The 19,748-nt window shown below is 31.9% G+C and carries 20 protein-coding genes; all 20 read left to right on the top strand.

Annotated features, from left to right (window positions below):
* The first annotated feature begins 153 nt into the window (after positions 1–153).
* The gene (locus tag JM83_RS07515) at positions 154–453 is read left to right on the top strand and encodes a type II toxin-antitoxin system RelE/ParE family toxin (RefSeq protein WP_144960829.1); all 300 of its coding nucleotides are present in this window, start codon (positions 154–156) and stop codon (positions 451–453) included.
* A gap of 5 nt (positions 454–458) precedes the next feature.
* Positions 459–746, top strand: a complete 288-nt coding sequence (locus JM83_RS07510; RefSeq protein WP_144960827.1) for an addiction module antidote protein — start codon at positions 459–461, stop codon at positions 744–746.
* A gap of 1,617 nt (positions 747–2,363) precedes the next feature.
* Positions 2,364–2,663, top strand: a complete 300-nt coding sequence (locus JM83_RS07505; protein WP_144960829.1) for a type II toxin-antitoxin system RelE/ParE family toxin — start codon at positions 2,364–2,366, stop codon at positions 2,661–2,663.
* Between the two features lie 5 nt (positions 2,664–2,668).
* Positions 2,669–2,956 (top strand): addiction module antidote protein, encoded by a 288-nt coding sequence (locus tag JM83_RS07500; protein ID WP_144960827.1) that lies wholly within the window; start codon positions 2,669–2,671, stop codon positions 2,954–2,956.
* 905 nt (positions 2,957–3,861) lie between these two features.
* The gene (locus tag JM83_RS07495) at positions 3,862–5,400 is read left to right on the top strand and encodes an IS1182 family transposase (RefSeq protein ID WP_144960757.1); all 1,539 of its coding nucleotides are present in this window, start codon (positions 3,862–3,864) and stop codon (positions 5,398–5,400) included.
* Positions 5,401–7,274: 1,874 nt separating this feature from the next.
* Positions 7,275–7,724, top strand: a complete 450-nt coding sequence (locus JM83_RS07480) for a hypothetical protein (protein WP_144960798.1) — start codon at positions 7,275–7,277, stop codon at positions 7,722–7,724.
* Between the two features lie 1,038 nt (positions 7,725–8,762).
* The gene (locus JM83_RS07470; protein ID WP_144960811.1) at positions 8,763–8,984 is read left to right on the top strand and encodes a hypothetical protein; all 222 of its coding nucleotides are present in this window, start codon (positions 8,763–8,765) and stop codon (positions 8,982–8,984) included.
* A complete protein-coding gene (locus JM83_RS07465) occupies positions 8,984–9,286 on the top strand; it encodes a type II toxin-antitoxin system RelE/ParE family toxin (RefSeq protein ID WP_144960809.1) in 303 nt (100 codons plus the stop codon). Before JM83_RS07470 ends, JM83_RS07465 begins: the two co-directional genes overlap by 1 nt.
* Before the next feature lie 163 nt (positions 9,287–9,449).
* Positions 9,450–10,265 (top strand): hypothetical protein, encoded by an 816-nt coding sequence (locus tag JM83_RS07460; protein WP_144960821.1) that lies wholly within the window; start codon positions 9,450–9,452, stop codon positions 10,263–10,265.
* 160 nt (positions 10,266–10,425) lie between these two features.
* Entirely contained in the window at positions 10,426–11,451 is a 1,026-nt protein-coding gene (locus JM83_RS07455) for a hypothetical protein (protein WP_144960800.1), read from the top strand.
* A gap of 201 nt (positions 11,452–11,652) precedes the next feature.
* Positions 11,653–11,862, top strand: coding sequence for a hypothetical protein (locus JM83_RS07450; protein ID WP_144960819.1), 210 nt, complete (start codon positions 11,653–11,655; stop codon positions 11,860–11,862).
* Positions 11,855–12,307 (top strand): PIN domain-containing protein, encoded by a 453-nt coding sequence (locus JM83_RS07445; RefSeq protein ID WP_144960817.1) that lies wholly within the window; start codon positions 11,855–11,857, stop codon positions 12,305–12,307. The genes JM83_RS07450 and JM83_RS07445 overlap by 8 nt, the downstream gene beginning before the upstream one ends.
* A 318-nt stretch (positions 12,308–12,625) precedes the next feature.
* The gene (locus JM83_RS07440) at positions 12,626–13,003 is read left to right on the top strand and encodes a hypothetical protein (RefSeq protein WP_144960807.1); all 378 of its coding nucleotides are present in this window, start codon (positions 12,626–12,628) and stop codon (positions 13,001–13,003) included.
* 716 nt (positions 13,004–13,719) lie between these two features.
* On the top strand, positions 13,720–14,361 hold the full coding sequence (locus JM83_RS07435; RefSeq protein WP_144960815.1) for a hypothetical protein: 642 nt from the start codon (positions 13,720–13,722) through the stop codon (positions 14,359–14,361).
* A 31-nt stretch (positions 14,362–14,392) separates the two neighbouring features.
* Positions 14,393–15,223: a hypothetical protein gene (locus JM83_RS07430; protein WP_144960813.1), complete on the top strand. Its 831-nt coding sequence runs from the start codon at positions 14,393–14,395 to the stop codon at positions 15,221–15,223.
* Between the two features lie 252 nt (positions 15,224–15,475).
* Positions 15,476–15,697 carry a hypothetical protein gene (locus JM83_RS07425; RefSeq protein ID WP_144960811.1) on the top strand — a complete coding sequence of 74 codons (222 nt, stop codon included), beginning with the start codon at positions 15,476–15,478 and terminating at the stop codon, positions 15,695–15,697.
* Complete coding sequence (locus JM83_RS07420) at positions 15,697–15,999, top strand: type II toxin-antitoxin system RelE/ParE family toxin (protein WP_144960809.1); 303 nt, start codon at positions 15,697–15,699, stop codon at positions 15,997–15,999. Before JM83_RS07425 ends, JM83_RS07420 begins: the two co-directional genes overlap by 1 nt.
* A 988-nt stretch (positions 16,000–16,987) precedes the next feature.
* The gene (locus JM83_RS07415; protein WP_144960807.1) at positions 16,988–17,365 is read left to right on the top strand and encodes a hypothetical protein; all 378 of its coding nucleotides are present in this window, start codon (positions 16,988–16,990) and stop codon (positions 17,363–17,365) included.
* A gap of 328 nt (positions 17,366–17,693) precedes the next feature.
* Positions 17,694–18,134, top strand: coding sequence for a hypothetical protein (locus JM83_RS07410; protein WP_144960804.1), 441 nt, complete (start codon positions 17,694–17,696; stop codon positions 18,132–18,134).
* Positions 18,135–18,978: 844 nt separating this feature from the next.
* Complete coding sequence (locus tag JM83_RS07405) at positions 18,979–19,743, top strand: hypothetical protein (protein WP_144960802.1); 765 nt, start codon at positions 18,979–18,981, stop codon at positions 19,741–19,743.
* Positions 19,744–19,748: the final 5 nt, after the last annotated feature.

The raw sequence follows: 19,748 nt of genomic DNA, 5'->3' as shown, positions 1-19,748 counted from the left end.
ACAAAAAAGCCGACAAGTTCGCGTCCCCATTCCACGCCACTTGCGTTAAACAAGACCGTTGTGGTGCATTATTCAGCATGTTCAGAAAACCTAATTAAATTTTATTCATTCAAAAAAATAATGTAAATTTGTATCCAAGTAGATACAATATTTATGTTCTTTATTGAAAAAACAATTGAATTTGATAAATGGCTGAGAAAGCTAAAAGACTTAAAAGCTAAATCAAAAATCTTATTCAGAATTCAAAAAATAGAAAATGACGAGCATTTTGGCGATTGCAAACCTGTAGGCGATGGAATAAGAGAAATGCGTGTGAATTTTGCGAAAGGATATCGTGTTTATTTCAAAGAAAAGGACGGTAAAATAATTGTTTTGCTAATTGGTGGAGATAAGTCATCTCAAGAAAATGATATAAAGAAAGCAAAAGAAATCTGGAAAAAACTAAACAAATAGAAAATATGGGAACTTCAAAATTTGACATTGCAGATTATTTAGACAGCAAGGAGATGATCGCTGAATATCTCAATACTGTTTTAGAAGAAGGAGATAATGCAGATGTAATTAATGCAATCGGTCATATTGCAAAGGCGATTGGGATGACTAAAATATCAGAACAAACAGGATTGAGCAGGCCAAGTTTATACAAAGCTTTATCAGATGGAGCAAAACCTCAATTTGCAACAATAATGAAAGTTTTAAAAGCGATTGGAGGACAAATTCAGGTCAACCCAAAAATGTCTGCTTAATAAATAACGCACCACAACATCGTTTAACAGCAAATAGCGGGCAGATTGCTGAAAAGCGTTATTTTAGAGAGCAAAAAGAAAACAACAAAGCCGACAAAAACGTGTCCCTACTCCACGCCACTTGCGTTAAACAAGACCGTTGCCCACAATGGGAGCATTCTACAAAGTAGAATTTTAGTCGTATAAAATAAATAATCCGGTAACTGAAAAATATCCAACTGAATTATGAAAAAGTAGATTTTGAACATCAACTAAAAAAAATCAAGATAATTTAATTGAATAAAATTCAGCGGTGCGGAAAAGAACCAAAAAATTCAAAAAAAGATCAAAACTAAAAAAAATATAAAAAATGAAAAATGGAAAAATTTGAGATCCTTAAAATCAGAACGCGGATTCTTTAGAAAATGAGTGAAATTTGATTTGAAAAAAATAGTAATAAATAATATTCACTCGGGCGTGAAAAAAAGGTAAAAACAAACATTTTCAGTTATTATTCTGACTTTTACTCAAGAATGAAAAATGGCAAAATTGAATGCCTTTAATTTCAAAATAATGATTTTTTACTCATGCGCAAAAAAATGTAAAAATCGAGAGATTTTCAATTTAGATTATTGACAAGTATTTGATTTGAAAATGGCATTTTTGAATGTTATTAGTAAAAATAAGAAAATCAGAGCGGAACAAAACCCAGAACGGAAACCACGATACGCAAAAACCACTGTGGGCAACATCGTTTAACAGCAAATAGCGGGCATTCTGGTGAAAAGTGTTATTTTAGAGATCAATTAAAAAACAACAAAGCCGACAAGTTCGCATCCTAACCCCACGCCACTTGCGTTAAACAAGACCGTTGCAACGCATAGCTCGGAAACAAAATCTCGTAAAGAACATATTTGAAGTTTTAATTGATAAAAACCAATCTTCCGCAACTGTTGCGTTGACTTTTTCAAGATTTTAGTTAAAAGAAAAACCACTCAACCGCAAGGTTTACGGGAAAAATTTAAAAAGATGAAAAACGTGAAAATTGGATGCTCTTAAAATCAGTCCGCGGATTTTGATTAGATAAAGAATAAATGAAAAGAAGAAGAAATACTCGAGAATTTTTAAAATCTGTACGCAAACTTTTATTCGGGCGTAAAAAAAAATAAAAATAGATGCATTCAGCTTATTATTCCGACTTTTACTCAAGCATGAAAAATGGATAAAATGAATAGCTTTAGATTTACCACTCTGACAATAACCAAGACGAGAAAAATGACAAAAATAATCAAGAACAAAAAAATTAAAAAACTGGCTCTTGCTCGGACGTGAAAAATAAAATCAAGATTTGGAAAAGAACAAAATGACTTAAAAAGGCTGGCAACAAAACAACATATTCCGAGGATCGCTACGCGGTGCAACATCGTTTAACAGCAAATGGCGGGCATTCTGGTGAAAAGTGTTATTTTAGAGACCAATTAAAAAACAACAAAGCCGACAAGTTCGCGTCCCTATTCCACGCCACTTGCGTTAAACAAGACCGTTGTGGTGCATTATTCAGCATGTTCAGAAAACCTAATTAAATTTTATTCATTCAAAAAAATAATGTAAATTTGTATCCAAGTAGATACAATATTTATGTTCTTTATTGAAAAAACAATTGAATTTGATAAATGGCTGAGAAAGCTAAAAGACTTAAAAGCTAAATCAAAAATCTTATTCAGAATTCAAAAAATAGAAAATGACGAGCATTTTGGCGATTGCAAACCTGTAGGCGATGGAATAAGAGAAATGCGTGTGAATTTTGCGAAAGGATATCGTGTTTATTTCAAAGAAAAGGACGGTAAAATAATTGTTTTGCTAATTGGTGGAGATAAGTCATCTCAAGAAAATGATATAAAGAAAGCAAAAGAAATCTGGAAAAAACTAAACAAATAGAAAATATGGGAACTTCAAAATTTGACATTGCAGATTATTTAGACAGCAAGGAGATGATCGCTGAATATCTCAATACTGTTTTAGAAGAAGGAGATAATGCAGATGTAATTAATGCAATCGGTCATATTGCAAAGGCGATTGGGATGACTAAAATATCAGAACAAACAGGATTGAGCAGGCCAAGTTTATACAAAGCTTTATCAGATGGAGCAAAACCTCAATTTGCAACAATAATGAAAGTTTTAAAAGCGATTGGAGGACAAATTCAGGTCAACCCAAAAATGTCTGCTTAATAAATAACGCACCACAACATCGTTTAACAGCAAATAGCGGGCAGATTGCTGAAAAGCGTTATTTTAGAGAGCAAAAAGAAAACAACAAAGCCGACAAAAACGTGTCCCTACTCCACGCCACTTGCGTTAAACAAGACCGTTGTAATTCATGGCTCAGAATGAAAATACGCAAAAAAAATAACGGCAAATCTGAATTTAAAAACCGATCATTCGCAACTGTTACGCTGACTTTTTTAAGATTTTAGTTAAAACAAAAAACACTCATGCTTAATTTTTATGGAAAATTAAAAAGAACGAAAAATGTGAAAATTGGATGCTCTTAAAATCAGTCCGCGGATTTTGATTAGATAAAAAATAAATGAAAAGAAGAAGAAATACTCGAGAATTTTTAAAATCTGTACGCAAACTTTTACTCGGGCGTAAAAAAAAATAAAAATAGATGCCTCCAGCTTATTATTCCGACTTTTACTCAAGCATGAAAAATGGAAAAAATGAATACCTTTAGATTTACAATTCTGACATTAACCAAGACGTGAAAAATGACAAAAATAAGTAAGAACAAAAAAATTAAAAAACTGGGTCTTGCTCGGACGTGAAAAATAAAATCAAAATTCAGAAAAGAACAAAATGACTTAAAAAGGCTGGCGACAAAACAACATATTCCGAGGATCGCCACGAAATACAACATCGTTTAACAGCAAATAGCGGGCATTCTAGTGAAAAGTGTTATTTTAGAGACCAAGGAAAAAACAACAAAGCCGACAAGTTCGCGTCCTTACCCCACGCCACTTGCGTTAAACAAGACCGTCAGACTGTCTAAAAACCCCTTGCTTTCTTAATAACTATGTTGATTTCTTATTTGCTGAGCTGTTTCCTATTGTTAGGCTTAACCGTATCTTTTAGGTATGAAATTCATTATACCCAAAGACCGTAAACAAGCCAGCCTGTTCCCAGTTTCCCTGGATGAAGCCATTGACCAAGAAAACGAAGTCCGAGCCATTGATGTGTTCGTTGATGGCCTCGATCTTGAAAAGATGGGCTTCAAGGTACATTTCCCCGAAGGCGGAAGGCCGGCCTATCATCCAGCAACGCTCCTGAAATTGTTCCTATATGGATATATGAACCGCCTGCGTTCTTCCAGGATCCTCGAGCGCGAGTGCAAACGAAATATGGAGATGATGTGGCTCCTTGGCCAACTTGCCCCCGACCACAACACCATTGCCAATTTCAGAAAAAACAACCCCAAGGCCATCAAACACGTGTTCCGCGCCACGGTGGAACTGGCCATGAACTTCAAACTGATCGGCGGTAGGATCATTGCCGGGGACAGTACCAAACTGCGTGCACAGAACAGTAAAAAGAACAATTTCAACGAAAAGAAGATAAAACGCCACCTGGAATATATCGACAACAAACTCGATCAGTACAACCAGGACCTGGCAAAGGCCGATGGGGAGACTGAAAAACAAGAGGTCCAAAAAGAAATACGAAAGCATGCCCAGCGAAGGGAAAATTATACAAAGCTCAAAAAACAACTGGAGCAGACCGGGGAAGAACAAATTTCAACTTCCGATGGGGAAAGCCGCCATATGGTCCTGCGGGGGAACATTACCGAGGTGGCCTATAACGTACAGTCCACTGTGGACGGCCTGCACTGCATCCCTATTGATTACCAGGTCACCAACCGAAATGACTCCAAGGCCATGGGCGATATGATAAGAAGGTCCAAGGCCATACTCAGGAACAATACCTTTACAGCACTCTTTGACAAAGGCTACCACACAGGATCGGAACTCGAAACCGCTCAAAAGCTCGGTATCAAAACAATGGTGGCCATTCCCGCGCCCGCATCCACGGCACCACACCCGGATTACAACCTACAGAATTTCATTTACGACCAACAACAGGACCAGTATACCTGCCCACAGGGACACGCCCTGAAGACCAACGGCAACTTTTATACAAACCATCAAGGCAAGCCCAACCAAAGTAAGTTCAAACAATACAAAACAAAGGCCTGTAAGGGGTGCCCCGTGCGAGACCTGTGCACCAGGGCAAAAAATGGAAGGCTCCTTGCCCGGAATGTCTTTGCGCCATTCTACGAGGAGAACCGAAAAAACATGGAACAAGAAAAAGAACTCTACCGCCGCAGGCAGGCCATTGTGGAACACCCATTTGGAACCATGAAAAGGCAATGGGGGTTTGACCATATCCTTACCAAAAAAGGAAAGAAAAGGGCCTCTGCAGATGTAGGCTTCATCTTTATTGCCTACAACCTCAAAAGGATCATTAACCTGATAGGCCATAAAGCCCTACAAGAAGGTAGCAATACCTTGTTTGATAAAATTTTGGGCTTAATAGCGCGATTTTACCGCTTTTTAAGAACTAGTTTCCTTTTCCAATATAACGCAAAGTTTTGCTGGCACCATGCCATACAGCCTTAAAAAACGTATTTTAGGACAATAAAACCATTGTCAACCATGTTTTTAGACAGACTGCCGTTGTAACGCATTGCTCAGAATGAAAAACGCAAAACAGTACGGCAAATCTGAATGAAGAAAAACCACTCTTTCGCAACTGTTGCGCTGACTTTTTCAAGATTTTAGTAAACAATCACTCAAACGCAAGGTTTTTGTAAAAGTTTAAAAAGATGAAAATTATGAAAAATGGATGACCTTAAAATCAGTACGCGAATCCTTAAGAAAAGTTGGAAATTTGAATTGAAATGAAGAACCTAAAATCGATGATTTTTAAATGCAGGACGCGGAATTTCTTACTCGGGCGCGAAAAATGTATAATTTTAATGCCTTTAGATTTTTAAATCTGACTTTCAATAAAACGTAAAAAATGACAAAATTGATTAGGAACAAAAGAATTCAAACGGAATCTTACTCAAACGTGAAAAAAATAATTTGAGATTCAGAAAAGATCAAAAACAAAGAAAAAGGCAGACTGCAAAACAACATGTTCCGAGGATCGCAACGCGGTACAACATCGTTTAACAGCAAATAGCGGGTAATCTGCTGAAAAGTGTTATTTTAGAGACCAATTAAAAAACAACAAAGCCGACAAGTTCGCGTCCTAATTCCACGCCACTTGCGTTAAACAAGACCGTTGTAGCCAATAGCCGAAAAACGAAATTCTGGAAAGAACATATTTTGTAAACAATTATTAGTGTAATTTCAAATTGTAAAAATTATAAATTCGACAAATGGGAAAAATTTGGATAACTGTAATAGCAATATCGATTTTTTTAATAATCACTCTAATTTATTGGAAGTTTACTCGTGGAACTATTAAAACAAAATATGACCATAATTGGAAAATATGGGGAGCGAGAACTTTTTATTGGCAAGATGCAATATACACCATTACAGGAATTACATTTCTAATACTGGTTACTTTAAAATGGACAGATATTTTAACTTTTTAGCTTGAAAATATACTCGAACTTAAAAGATTTGAGTTCTTATTCTGACTTTTACTCAGGAATGTTAGCTACAAAAAAATGAATGATTTTAAAGATAAATCGCTGAATCTACTCGGGCGTGATAACGTCAAATTAAAATGAGAATTAAAGAACAAAAATGATTTAAAAGCAGTTCGCTGAATTTTACTCAAACCGAAGATTTTAGTTCTTATTCTGACTTTTACTCAGGATTGTTAGACACAAAAAATTGAATGATTTTAAAGATATAACTAAAATCAATCAGACGATAAAAGTGAAAAATCAATGAGATTTTAAAATAATAATTTTTCAAATAAGAACGCTAAAAAAAGTTCTTACTCGGATAAAAGCTACTGGCTACAACATCGTTTAACAGCAAATAGCGGGCATTCTACTGAAAAGTGTTATTTTAGAAACCAATTAACAAACAACAAAGCCGACAAGTTCGCGTCCTTAATCCACGCCACTTGCGTTAAACAAGACCGTTGTAGCGCATTAAACAAAAATCGGAACTAAGAACAAATTGCTAAAATAGCTCTGATAAAGATTAAAAATGTTCAAGTTTTGAGTACAGAATCTAAAGAGAAATGCAAATATTATTTACAAGGAGGAAAGAGAGAAGTTGGAGAGTTAATTAGAGAAATACGTGAAGAATTGAGTGTTGAAATCATACCTGACTCTTAAAAATATTTCGGAACTTTCAAAACTCGAGCCGACAGAATGGAAGAAAAACAGTAATTAAAATGATTTATTATTCTTAAAACCTAATAATGAAATTGAGAATATAAAATGGTTGAATTGCGCTAATATAAATACAGTTTCCGCAGTTGACAAAATAATATTTGATTTTCTAAAATTAAAAAAATAACAATGAAAATATATCTGACAATAATTATAATATTTCTATCAAATATGAGCTTTGCTCAAAATGCAAAAGTGGAAAAATTTGATTTTTGTGCAATAATAACAGAAATGTTTGAAAGTGATCAGAAATATCGATCAATGAATAAAATTAAAACTTTTGAGAAACAGAAGTCGACTAAAGTATATGATTCATTAATGAAGCTTCAAACTGTAATTGATAATATGAACACTGAAAAGCTTTTAAAATTGGTTAAAGAAAAAGGTTGGCCAGACCAGAGAAAACTGAATTGCGAACGAGAAATTTTTCCAATGATAATATTTCGACATTCTCAAAGACAATATTTTGATGAGATTGCAAATATTTTAGAAGAAGAATTAAAAGAAAATAGAATTAGTGATTGGGAATACAAAATGATAAATAATCATTTAAACGGAAGACCAAAAAAAATAAATTGAGTAACATAACGCGCCACAACATCGTTTAACAGCAAATAGCGGGCATTCTGCTGAAAAGTGTTATTTTAGAGACCAATTAAAAAACAACAAAGCCGACAAGTTCGCGTCCCTACTCCACGCCACTTGCGTTAAACAAGACCGTTGTAGCCAATAGCCGAAAAACGAAATTCTGGAAAGAACATATGTGATAAACATAATTAGTGTAATTTTAAAGTGTAAAAACTATAAATTCGACAAATGGAAAAAATTTGGGTAATTATAATAGCAATATCGATTTTTTTGATAATCACTCTAATTTATTGGAAGTTTACTCGTGAAACTATCAATACAAAATATGGTAAAATTTATAAAATATGGGGAGCACGAACTTTTTATTGGCAAAGCGCGATATACACCATTACTGGAATAACATTTCTAATACTCGTTATTTTAAAATGGACAGATATTTTAACTTTTTAGCTTTAAAATATACTCGAACTTAAAAGATTTGAGTTCTTATTCTGACTTTTTCTCAGGAATGTTAGCTACAAAAAATTGAATGATTTTAAAGATAAATTGCTGAATCTACTCGGGCGTGATAATGTCAAATGAAAATGAGAATTAAAGAACAAAAATGATTTAAAAACAGTACGCTGAATTTTACTCAAACCGAAGATTTTAGTTCTTAGTCTGTCTTATACTCAGGATTGTTAGACACAAAAAATTGAATGATTTTAAAAATATAACTAAAATCAATCATACGAGAAAAGTGACAAAATCAATGAGATTTTAAAATAATAATTTTTCAAATAAGAACGCTAAAAAAAAATCTTACTCGGATAAAAGCTACTGGCTACAACATCGTTTAACAGCAAATAGCGGGTATTCTGGTGAAAAGTGTTATTTTAGAGATCAATTAAAAAACAACTAAGCCGACAAGAAAGCGTCCCTACTCCACGCCACTTGCGTTAAACAAGACCGTTATACCGCATTAAAAACAGTGAGAATTGAACTTAAATTTATTTAATATTCATTATTTTTGTTAGAAATGACTTGCTTATGAATATTCAAGCTGAAAAGATAGAGTTGGCAAAATTGTTATTAAATACTGATAATCCTAAGATCATTAAGTCTATTCAACAAATTTTTAAAAAAGAAAAAACTACCGATTTTTGGGAGGATTTATCTTCTGACCAAAAAAAGGAAATAAAAGAAGCAAGGAAACAAATAGAACAAGGAAAAACCACTGACTACGAATCATTTATGGCCAAACATAGATAATGAGTAGAACTGTAGTTACATCAGATATTGCGAAAGAAAAACTAGAAGACCTATTTGAATATTTGATTAAAAAATGGTCTTACAAAGTAAAATCTGAGTTCGTTCAAAAATTAGATAGAAATATTGAAATCATAAAAGAGCAACCAGAAATATTCCCGGAATCCACAAAAGAAAAGGGGTTAAGAAGATGTGTAATAACAAAACAGACAACTCTATTTTATAGTTTCAACGAAGAAAAAATAAATATTGTTACAATATTTGACACCAGAAAAGATCCCGAAAAATTAAAGAGAGATTTGTAATTTAACGCGGTATAACAACGTATATCGCAAATGGCGGGTTTAATAGAAAAGTACTAAATTAGTTTCCATAACAAACAAAACAGTTAAGCCGACAAATCCGCATCCATAATTCCGCGCCACTTGTCGATATACGAGACCGTTGGCAACAAGCTAAAAAAAATCGATGAATATTAAAAATTACGTTTTAAGTATAATAATCCTGACTTCTTTCATCAGTTGTGGGCAGGAAACATTTGAATTTAAAAGTGAAATTAATCCTGAAAAGACTTATTCACTTTCTATGAATATGTCATCAACGAATAGAGTAAATTATTTGACTGAAAACTCAGAATTAAAAGGTAAAACGGCAGAAAGTAATAATTCGACCAAAATGACGCGAATTACTACTACAAAGGAAATAATGAACAATGATAGCTTTCCAGCAATAATAGAATATGGGCAAATCATAACCACAATAAATGGAAGTAAAACAACCAATCCGATTTCTGGAACAATTGTAAAAGGCACTTATTTTGACAATAAGCTCAACGTAAAAGAAGTTCTATCAAACGATTTAGATGAAAAAACGAAGAACGGAATAAAATACGCATTAGAAAATGTAAAACCTGACATTGATTTCCCCAAAAAACCTTTAAAAATCGGAGACAGTTTTGAGCATAATATGCCAATGACTATTCCAATAGAAGGAGCTAATCCAGTTAAAATTGAAATTATAAAAACCTTTACTCTCAAAAGTGTAAAAGAAAATATTGCAATTTTTATTTTGAAGGAAACAATTCAATTAAGTACTCAAATTGAACAAACAAATGTTACGGCGAATGGTGATGGAAATGGAATCGTAGAATTTGATATTAATGAAAATCAAATAATTAAAAATAATGCTTCCTTTACAATTGAGGTCAATGTAAAAATTAACGACGACATAACCGTTAATTCAATCGTCAATTCAAATTCGGAAGTTGAAACAAAGATTGAATAAAGCCAGTTGCCAACATCGGTTAAGCGCAAATAGCGGGCATTCTGGTGAAAAGTGCTATTTTAGACATCAAGTAAATAACAATAAAGCCGACAAGAACGTGTCCCTACTCCACGCTACTTGCCTTAACCAAGACCGTTGGCAAATATTATATAAACAAAATATGACTTACATAAAAAAGCTTCTAATACTAGTTTCTATATTTTTAATCTCTTGTAATAATAAAAATAGTTCTAGTTCAAAAGAAACTCATAGTGAAAATTATAATCTTGAATTTCAGAAAAACTTTAAAAATAAACCTAAAATTTTTTCAGCATTCTGGATTGATATGAATGAGAGGGATTTTAACAGGGTTGTAGACACTTTAATTAAACAAAGAAAAATTAGCCAAACAGAAGATTCTTTATTTTATGATCTTGATGGTTTCTCAATGTATTTCAAAGAAACTTTTGAAAATAACAAATTAAGAAAAATTACTCTTTTAGCTAAATTAGAACCGTTACTAGCCACTCAGGAATATTCACCATATAATCTTTTTTACACAAAATATAATTTACCCGCTCTAGTTCAAAAAGATAAATATTATCAAAAACAGACGGTTCCAAATTCCGATTATGATCCAGTCCATTATCTGTATCTTAACAATGGCGTTCCGGAAAATGTTCCATCTTCATTAATTGATAATGGAGTAAAAAAATACAATTATGAGCAAAATAAAGGTGAAAAAACTACTCGTTTTGGTTTAGCAAAAAAGATAGAATTAAATAAAGATGCTAGGACTAAGATTATTATAAATGAAGTTCCATCTCAAGATGAGGAGATTAATAAGGATTTAGTCTATTCATTAGAAGATTGGGAAAATTATATTCCTTCAAGAATTAAAAATAAATTCCGAATTGGCCGAAGTGAAATGGGATTATTTGCTGGAGATTATAAAAATTTTAAAGATCAAAAAACTAGAGAAACTATTGGAAATTATCTCATCCGTAAAAATTCCAAATATGTCACATATTGTTATTTTCAAAATTATGATTTAAAAATAACTTATGTGGATAAAAACTATTACGAAGATGAGATAAGGAGGCAAAAGAATTCTGAAAATTCCAAAACGGAATTCAAAGAAGAGATGGAAGAATTAAATAGAAAGGCTAGAATACAGAGTAAAGAAGAAGCTCTTGAGGATATATAACATTTGCCAACATCGTTTAACAGCAAATAGCGGGCATTCTGCTGAAAAGTGTTATTTTAGAGACCAAGTAAAAAACAACAAAGCCGACAAGTTCGCGTCCCTACTCCACGCTACTTGCGTTAAACAAGACCGTTGCCACCAATATTAAAACAGTGATTTCGGTTCAAATAACAAAATAATCTTTAAATTTGAAGTAAAAAGATGATAGTTGAACGACAAAATAATGAAATTCTAGTAAGATTTTCGGCAGGAGCGAAAGCTTCAAAGATTCAATCTATTCTTGATTATCTGAGATATGAAGAGTTGACCTCTAAGTCAACAGCTACAAAAGATGATTTAACAGATTTATTAAAAGATGCCAAAAAAGGAAGAACGGATAAAATAAAAAAAGAGCTCGGATTAAATGACTAAAATAATCGTTGACTCTAATATAATTTTTAGCACATTATTGAATATTAATAGCCGAATCGGGCAAATATTGATTAATGGAAAAAAGAATTATGATTTTTATGCACCAAAGTATGTGCGGACTGAAATCCTTGAACATCAGGAGAAAATAAAGAAAATAGCAAAGCTAAATAACGATGACTTTTTCGAGGTTTACGAATTGATATTAAGAAATATTATAATTCTTAATCATTCAATCTTACCAATTGAAAATTTCAATAAAGCGACTGAACTTTGTAAAGATATTGATGTTGATGACACCTTATTTGTAGCTTTCTCTGAATACTTAAAAGCTGATTTATGGACTGGCGATAAAAAATTATTATCAGGACTTACTAAAAAGGGTTATAGAAAAACAATTACTACCGAAAAATTATATCAAGATTTTCGCAAAAAGAACAAACTTTAGGATTTAATACTGGAGGCAACATCGGTTAAGCGCAAATAGCGGGCATTCTGGTAAAAAGTGTTATTTTAGACATCAAGAAAAAAACAACAAAGCCGACAAGTTTGCGTCCCTACTCCACGCTACTTGCCTTAACCAAGACCGTTGGCAGCAAGCAAAGAAAAAATCGAATAAAGAAGATACTTTGGAATCAAAGTTCAATTGTATTAACTTAGAAGTCGATTGGAAAATATATTTTCTAAATGAGGAAAATTTGATTTTAGTTGGAAGTGATGATTAATCTGTTTATAGAGTTTATAAAAAAAATTAAAAAAGATAATTATGAAACTAAAGTTTTTAATCTGCTTCGGAGTTTTAATTATAGCATTTGCTTGTAGTAAAGAAAACAATTCCGAATTAAATATTGATGGTAAGTATGTTGGAACTTTTGAAAGAGATGAGTTGATAACAAACGTCCAACTTGATTTGAACAAAAACAAATTTTCAGGAGAAAGTGATAGAATTAATTTTCCAGCTATTTATTTTGGAGAATTTTCAGTTCTAAATAAATCGCTAATTTTTGATAATAAACGACAAATTATTACGGCTGAATTTGATCCGAATCTTGTGTTAGATGGAAGTTGGAATTATGAATTTCAAGATAGTAAGTTAACCTTGACGAACTCTATCGGAGACATTTATATTTTAAGAAAAGAATAAAATGCCAGCTGCCAACATCGTTTAACAGCAAATAGCGGGCATTGTGGTGAAAAGTGTTATTTTAGAGACCAAGTAAAAAACAACAAAACCGACAAGTTCGCGTCCCAACTCCACGCCACTTGCGTTAAACAAGACCGTTGTAAAGCAGTGTTTAGAATGAAAAGCGCAAAACATCACGGCAAATCTGAATGAAAAAAAACCACTCTTTCGCAACTGTTGCGCTGACTTTTTCAAGATTTTTGTAAAAATAAAAACCACTCAAACGCAAGGTTTATGGAAAAGTTTAAATGATGAAAAATGTGAAAATTGAATGCCCTGAAAATCAGTGCGCAAATCCTTACGAAAAGGAAGGGAATTTGAGTTGAAATGAAGAACTAAAAATTTATGATTTTAAAGCAGTGCGCTGAATTTCTTACTCGGGCGTGAAAATGACAAAATGATAAAGAACAAAAGAATTCAAACTGATTCTTACTCAGACGTGAAAAATCGATTTGAGATTTAGAAAGAAGAAAACAAAAAAAGGCAGACAACAAAATAACATATTTCGGAGTAAACACCGCTATACAACATCGTTTAACAGCAAATAGCGGGTATTTCAGGAAAAAGTAATATTTTAGAGATCAATTAAAAAACAACAAAGCCGACAAGAACGCGTCCCTATTCCACGCCACTTGCGTTAAACAAGACCGTTGTAAAACATTTTATAGAAAGATCCGATGTCAAAAATAGAAGAAATAGTTCATGCAATTAACATTGAATTGATCAAACAGAATAAAAATTATATAACATTAGGTCAAGCTAATAAGATTTTGTTTGAAGAAGGGATAATTTCAGAAAAAGAAAAAACGTCAGGATTTTTAAAAAGTTTATTAGAGGAAAAGAAGATTGCACACGCTCAAAAAACACAATCTGCACCGAGACAATGGCGAATTTTCTCATCCGATAAAAATTGGAAAAAAGAAAAAAATCTAAATAAGGAAAAAAACAGGATTAGAAAAAGCAAATTAAAAAAGGAGGATAATCAATTCAAGGTCTCGTCTAAAGCTATTACAATTGGAATTATTGTAATCATAATTATCGGGTTTACATTTTTGGATGATGGTAAATCGAATTCAATTTTAGCTTACAATGTTGCATCACTTCAAGTTGAGCAAAGATTAAAATCGCCCTCAACAGCAGAATTCCCTGGCACTTTCGAAAAGAAAAATCATATTGAAAATTTAGGTGAAAACAATTATCTTATTAATTCTTGGGTAGATTCTCAAAATGGATTTGGTGCCACTGTGAGGAGTTATTGGTCTTGTGAAGTTTATGCTGATGGTGAAAATTTCTATGTCAATAATTTAATTATACGATAACAAGATTTACAATTTTAATAAAAATTATCCAATGAATAAATTTAAGCCCATTATAATAATAACCATTATTTCAATATTATTAATTAGCTTTAGTAGTTACGGCAATAGTGGCAATACTTTTTTAATAAAAAATAAAGCTATTAAGGATTCTATATTGATATTTAAAAGTGGAGCAACAGAGATAATAAAAATTGATTCTAATAAAAATATTGAATCTAAAACTGTTGAGACAATCAACTATCATTTTATAAATTTTGATACAAAAAAAATAATCCTTTTATTTAAACGTAAAGGAATGGAATGGAAAAGTCAATCATTTCAGTTTTATTCAACTAATGTAAGTTCCGAAACGATTGAATTTATAGCAACTTCAGCCGTTGATAATAAAATATATTTAGATATCAACCCATTTAATACAATTGTATATTCATTAAAAGATGCACCTATATTGTCTTTTAGTGGATTAAAACAAATTGATATTAAAGAATTTGATAAGCTTGGGATATATAATTGGAAAGATTCAAATGAGCAAGTTGAATCTTCAAAACAAATAATTATAAAGGAACGTATCACAGATTTTGAATATTCGGAGTATTGGAGAAAAGAATCATTCAAAAAAGCAATAGATTATATCAATCAAATTTTGAGTCAGCAAGACCCAAAATGTGAGCTGGTTAGAAGAAGTACATATAATCCAAGTATTGTCCGTTATTTAGGAAATCAGGGATTAAGAATAAAAATATACGCAGAATATGACTGCAACCAAAGCTATGTAAATGAAGCTTATTTTTGGATAGATGCATATTATTTAGGCTATGGCAAATGGAGTTTAGAATTAGAAAAACATAAATTAACCCATTAAAATTATCCTTTATATTTTCAAAATAAGTTTTGTGTAATAAAACGTTTTACAACATCGTATAACAGCAAATAGCGGGTAATCTGCTTAAAATTGCTATTTTAGAGACCAAGTAAAAAACAACAAAACTGACAAATACGCATCCTAACCCCACGCCACTTGCGTTATACAAGACCGTTATACCGCATTAAAAACAGTGAGAATTGAACTTAAATTTATTTAATATTCATTATTTTTGTTAGAAATGACTTGCTTATGAATATTCAAGCTGAAAAGATAGAGTTGGCAAAATTGTTATTAAATACTGATAATCCTAAGATCATTAAGTCTATTCAACAAATTTTTAAAAAAGAAAAAACTACCGATTTTTGGGAGGATTTATCTTCTGACCAAAAAAAGGAAATAAAAGAAGCAAGGAAACAAATAGAACAAGGAAAAACCACTGACTACGAATCATTTATGGCCAAACATAGATAATGAGTAGAACTGTAGTTACATCAGATATTGCGAAAGAAAAACTAGAAGACCTATTTGAATATTTGATTAAAAAATGGTCTTACAAAGTAAAATCTGAGTTCGTTCAAAAATTAGATAGAAATATTGAAATCATAAAAGAGCAACCAGAAATATTCCCGGAATCCACAAAAGAAAAGGGGTTAAGAAGATGTGTAATAACAAAACAGACAACTCTATTTTATAGTTTCAACGAAGAAAAAATAAATATTGTTACAATATTTGACACCAGAAAAGATCCCGAAAAATTAAAGAGAGATTTGTAATTTAACGCGGTATAACAACGTATATCGCAAATGGCGGGTTTAATAGAAAAGTACTAAATTAGTTTCCATAACAAACAAAACAGTTAAGCCGACAAATCCGCATCCATAATTCCGCGCCACTTGTCGATATACGAGACCGTTGCAACGCATAGCTCAGAAACAAAATCTCGTAAAGAACATATTTGAAGTTTTAATTGATAAAAACCAATCTCCCGCAACTGTTGCGTTGACTTTTTCAAGATTTTAGTTAAAAGAAAAACCACTCAACCGCAAGGTTTACGGGAAAAATTTAAAAAGATGAAAAACGTGAAAATTGGATGCTCTTAAAATCAGTCCGCGGATTTTGATTAGATAAAGAATAAATGAAAAGAAGAAGAAATACTTGAGAATTTTTAAAATCTGTACGCAAACTTTTATTCGGGCGTAAAAAAAAATAAAAATAGATGCATTCAGCTTATTATTCCGACTTTTACTCAAGCATGAAAAATGGATAAAATGAATAGCTTTAGATTTACCACTCTGACAATAACCAAGACGAGAAAAATGACAAAAATAATCAAGAACAAAAAAATTAAAAAACTGGCTCTTGCTCGGACGTGAAAAATAAAATCAAGATTCAGAAAAGAACAAAATGACTTAAAAAGGCTGGCAACAAAACAACATATTCCGAGGATCGCTACGCGGTGCAACATCGTTTAACAGCAAATAGCGGGCATTCCAGTGAAAAGTGTTATTTTAGAGACCAAGTAAAAAACAACAAAGCCGACAAGTTCGCGTCCTTACCCCACGCCACTTGCGTTAAACAAGACCGTTGGCAGCAAGCAAAGAAAAAATCGAATAAAGAAGATACTTTGGAATCAAAGTTCAATTGTATTAACTTAGAAGTCGATTGGAAAATATATTTTCTAAATGAGGAAAATTTGATTTTAGTTGGAAGTGATGATTAATCTGTTTATAGAGTTTATAAAAAAAATTAAAAAAGATAATTATGAAACTAAAGTTTTTAATCTGCTTCGGAGTTTTAATTATAGCATTTGCTTGTAGTAAAGAAAACAATTCCGAATTAAATATTGATGGTAAGTATGTTGGAACTTTTGAAAGAGATGAGTTGATAACAAACGTCCAACTTGATTTGAACAAAAACAAATTTTCAGGAGAAAGTGATAGAATTAATTTTCCAGCTATTTATTTTGGAGAATTTTCAGTTCTAAATAAATCGCTAATTTTTGATAATAAACGACAAATTATTACGGCTGAATTTGATCCGAATCTTGTGTTAGATGGAAGTTGGAATTATGAATTTCAAGATAGTAAGTTAACCTTGACGAACTCTATCGGAGACATTTATATTTTAAGAAAAGAATAAAATGCCAGCTGCCAACATCGTTTAACAGCAAATAGCGGGCATTGTGGTGAAAAGTGTTATTTTAGAGACCAAGTAAAAAACAACAAAACCGACAAGTTCGCGTCCCAACTCCACGCCACTTGCGTTAAACAAGACCGTTGTAACGCATATGAGAAAAATCCTAACTATAACTTTAATCGGACTAATTATATATTCATGTTCATCTTCGAAACAGGAATACATATACTTCGACATAGATAACCAAGAAATAACAAAATCAAAATTTCGACAAAAAAGATCCACTAATGAATATCTTGATATTCAAATTGATTCATTAAATCATAAGAAATTGATTGAGAGAAATGAATATGGGAAAATTGAAAAAATTGAAGTTTATCAATCATTGATTTCAAATAAATCTTTAATAAAAATTGACTTTTCTAAACCAATTATAATTGTCTACTATCCAGGAAAAGATCCCTGTAATTCAGGTGGACATGCAACAAAAGAATCACTTAAAAACTGGTTTTCTACATTAGAAAAAGGTGTTTTACAATTAAATGCAAATTCTCCTATTTATCTATATAAAGATAAAGATGGGTTAGAGAAATATGAGGGAATTATAAAATGGTTTAAAGATCCAGAAGGATTAACAGAAAAGTTGTTTTTTGAACATCATTATCCTTGTTCAAGTTTTGTTGTCATTTCACCAAATGGAGAATATGTTTCATTTTTTGGTGAATTCAGTAAGGAGTATGTTTGGAGAATAATAAATACCGTTTCGAAATAACATACGCGTTACAACATCGTTTAACAGCAAATAGCGGGCATTGTAGTGAAAAGTGTTATTTTAGAGACCAAGTAAAAAACAACAAAGCCGACAAAAACGTGTCCCTACTCCACGCCACTTGCGTTAAACAAGACCGTTGTAAACAATAGCTCTACAGAAAGTTTCGTTAAAAAGACCAATCTCCCGCAACTATTGCGCTGACTTTATCAAAATTTTTGAATAAACAAAACTTAATCAATTCCGACCGTTTTGAATAAATTTAAAAGATGAAAAATGCATAATTTTGAAGGCCTTAAAATTGGTTGGGAAAATCTCAAGCGGACGCAAAAAAGTAAATTCAAGATTAGAAAAAAGAATAAAAAAGAATAAAAACTGAACTTTACGCAGATATGAGAAAACAAAATTTGGTGCTTTTAGATTAAAAAGACAATTCTCACTCAGATTTGGAAAAGTAAATATGGAAAAAAGAAGTTAGGATTGATGATGTTTAAATGCAAAAACCTGAATTTCTTACTCGATCGTGAAAATTAAAAATAGGCATTTCAAGTTATTATTCTGACTTTTACTCAAGTATGAAAAATGACAAAAATTGAATGCCTTAAATTCTTTTTACTGACTTAACTTGGACTTCATAAAACTCTAAAAGCACGAAAAATGACAAAAAAAGGCAGTCAACTAAATAACAAATTTAGAAATATCGCTAAAGTTTACAACATCGTTTAACAGCAAATAGCGGGCAATTTGGTGAAAAGTGTTATTTTAGGGATCAAGTAAAATACAACAAAGCCGACAAGTTCTCGTCCCCATTCCACGCCACTTGCGTTAAACAAGACCGTTGTAGCCAATGCAATCAGAAATAATGAAGAATAATCCGTGGTTAAATTTAAATCTTAAAAACAAGAATAAAATACTTGAAATAGATCAGAGTGTTATTACCCAACACAATGAACAATATTCCGATAATGTCAAAAAACAAATATCAGAAATTGATTATCCCGAACCTTTTCTAGGAAACCCAGAGTCTCCGATATATTTTCTGCTCGGAAATCCAGGGAAAAGCGGAGAAGAAAAAAATGATATCAAAACTATTGAAAACGGTTTAGAGGAAATTATTGAGAAAAATCTTAAACACGATTCTGAAAATTTAGAATATCCATTATATTTTTTAGATCCGAAATTCAAAAATCACTCGGGCTACAATTGGTGGAATGAGGTATTTAAAAATCTTATTTTCGATGAGGATAAAAATAAAAATCTTTTAAAAAGGAAAACTTTATCTAAGAATATTTTTATTGTTGAACTCTACGGTTATCATTCTGAAAGTTCTGAGAAAAGGATAATTACTAATAAGGAACGATTAAAATCGATTGAATACTCATACTTTCTAATAGATAAGGCTATAAAAGAAAAGAAAACCATAATAATTGCTAGATCTATAAGTACTTGGTTGGAGAAAGTTGAGAAATTAAAAGAATATAACAACTGCTATTATTTAGGTGTCAATAGGGGAATCAAATTTTCAATAAGCACCATTCCACCGAAACCTTATAAGTTGATAAAATCTTTACTTACCAAAGCACTGGCTACAACATCGTTTAACAGCAAATAGCGGGT

The organism is Gillisia sp. Hel_I_86, from assembly GCF_007827275.1.
Taxonomy (GTDB): domain Bacteria; phylum Bacteroidota; class Bacteroidia; order Flavobacteriales; family Flavobacteriaceae; genus Gillisia.
This window is presented reverse-complemented; position numbering and strand designations above follow the sequence as displayed.

Coding starts and splice junctions, on each gene's coding strand:
- JM83_RS07515 (WP_144960829.1), top strand. CDS start 154: ATGTTCTTTATTGAAAAAACAATTGAATTTGATAAATGGCTGAGAAAG.
- JM83_RS07510 (WP_144960827.1), top strand. CDS start 459: ATGGGAACTTCAAAATTTGACATTGCAGATTATTTAGACAGCAAGGAG.
- JM83_RS07505 (WP_144960829.1), top strand. CDS start 2,364: ATGTTCTTTATTGAAAAAACAATTGAATTTGATAAATGGCTGAGAAAG.
- JM83_RS07500 (WP_144960827.1), top strand. CDS start 2,669: ATGGGAACTTCAAAATTTGACATTGCAGATTATTTAGACAGCAAGGAG.
- JM83_RS07495 (WP_144960757.1), top strand. CDS start 3,862: ATGAAATTCATTATACCCAAAGACCGTAAACAAGCCAGCCTGTTCCCA.
- JM83_RS07480 (WP_144960798.1), top strand. CDS start 7,275: ATGAAAATATATCTGACAATAATTATAATATTTCTATCAAATATGAGC.
- JM83_RS07470 (WP_144960811.1), top strand. CDS start 8,763: ATGAATATTCAAGCTGAAAAGATAGAGTTGGCAAAATTGTTATTAAAT.
- JM83_RS07465 (WP_144960809.1), top strand. CDS start 8,984: ATGAGTAGAACTGTAGTTACATCAGATATTGCGAAAGAAAAACTAGAA.
- JM83_RS07460 (WP_144960821.1), top strand. CDS start 9,450: ATGAATATTAAAAATTACGTTTTAAGTATAATAATCCTGACTTCTTTC.
- JM83_RS07455 (WP_144960800.1), top strand. CDS start 10,426: ATGACTTACATAAAAAAGCTTCTAATACTAGTTTCTATATTTTTAATC.
- JM83_RS07450 (WP_144960819.1), top strand. CDS start 11,653: ATGATAGTTGAACGACAAAATAATGAAATTCTAGTAAGATTTTCGGCA.
- JM83_RS07445 (WP_144960817.1), top strand. CDS start 11,855: ATGACTAAAATAATCGTTGACTCTAATATAATTTTTAGCACATTATTG.
- JM83_RS07440 (WP_144960807.1), top strand. CDS start 12,626: ATGAAACTAAAGTTTTTAATCTGCTTCGGAGTTTTAATTATAGCATTT.
- JM83_RS07435 (WP_144960815.1), top strand. CDS start 13,720: ATGTCAAAAATAGAAGAAATAGTTCATGCAATTAACATTGAATTGATC.
- JM83_RS07430 (WP_144960813.1), top strand. CDS start 14,393: ATGAATAAATTTAAGCCCATTATAATAATAACCATTATTTCAATATTA.
- JM83_RS07425 (WP_144960811.1), top strand. CDS start 15,476: ATGAATATTCAAGCTGAAAAGATAGAGTTGGCAAAATTGTTATTAAAT.
- JM83_RS07420 (WP_144960809.1), top strand. CDS start 15,697: ATGAGTAGAACTGTAGTTACATCAGATATTGCGAAAGAAAAACTAGAA.
- JM83_RS07415 (WP_144960807.1), top strand. CDS start 16,988: ATGAAACTAAAGTTTTTAATCTGCTTCGGAGTTTTAATTATAGCATTT.
- JM83_RS07405 (WP_144960802.1), top strand. CDS start 18,979: ATGCAATCAGAAATAATGAAGAATAATCCGTGGTTAAATTTAAATCTT.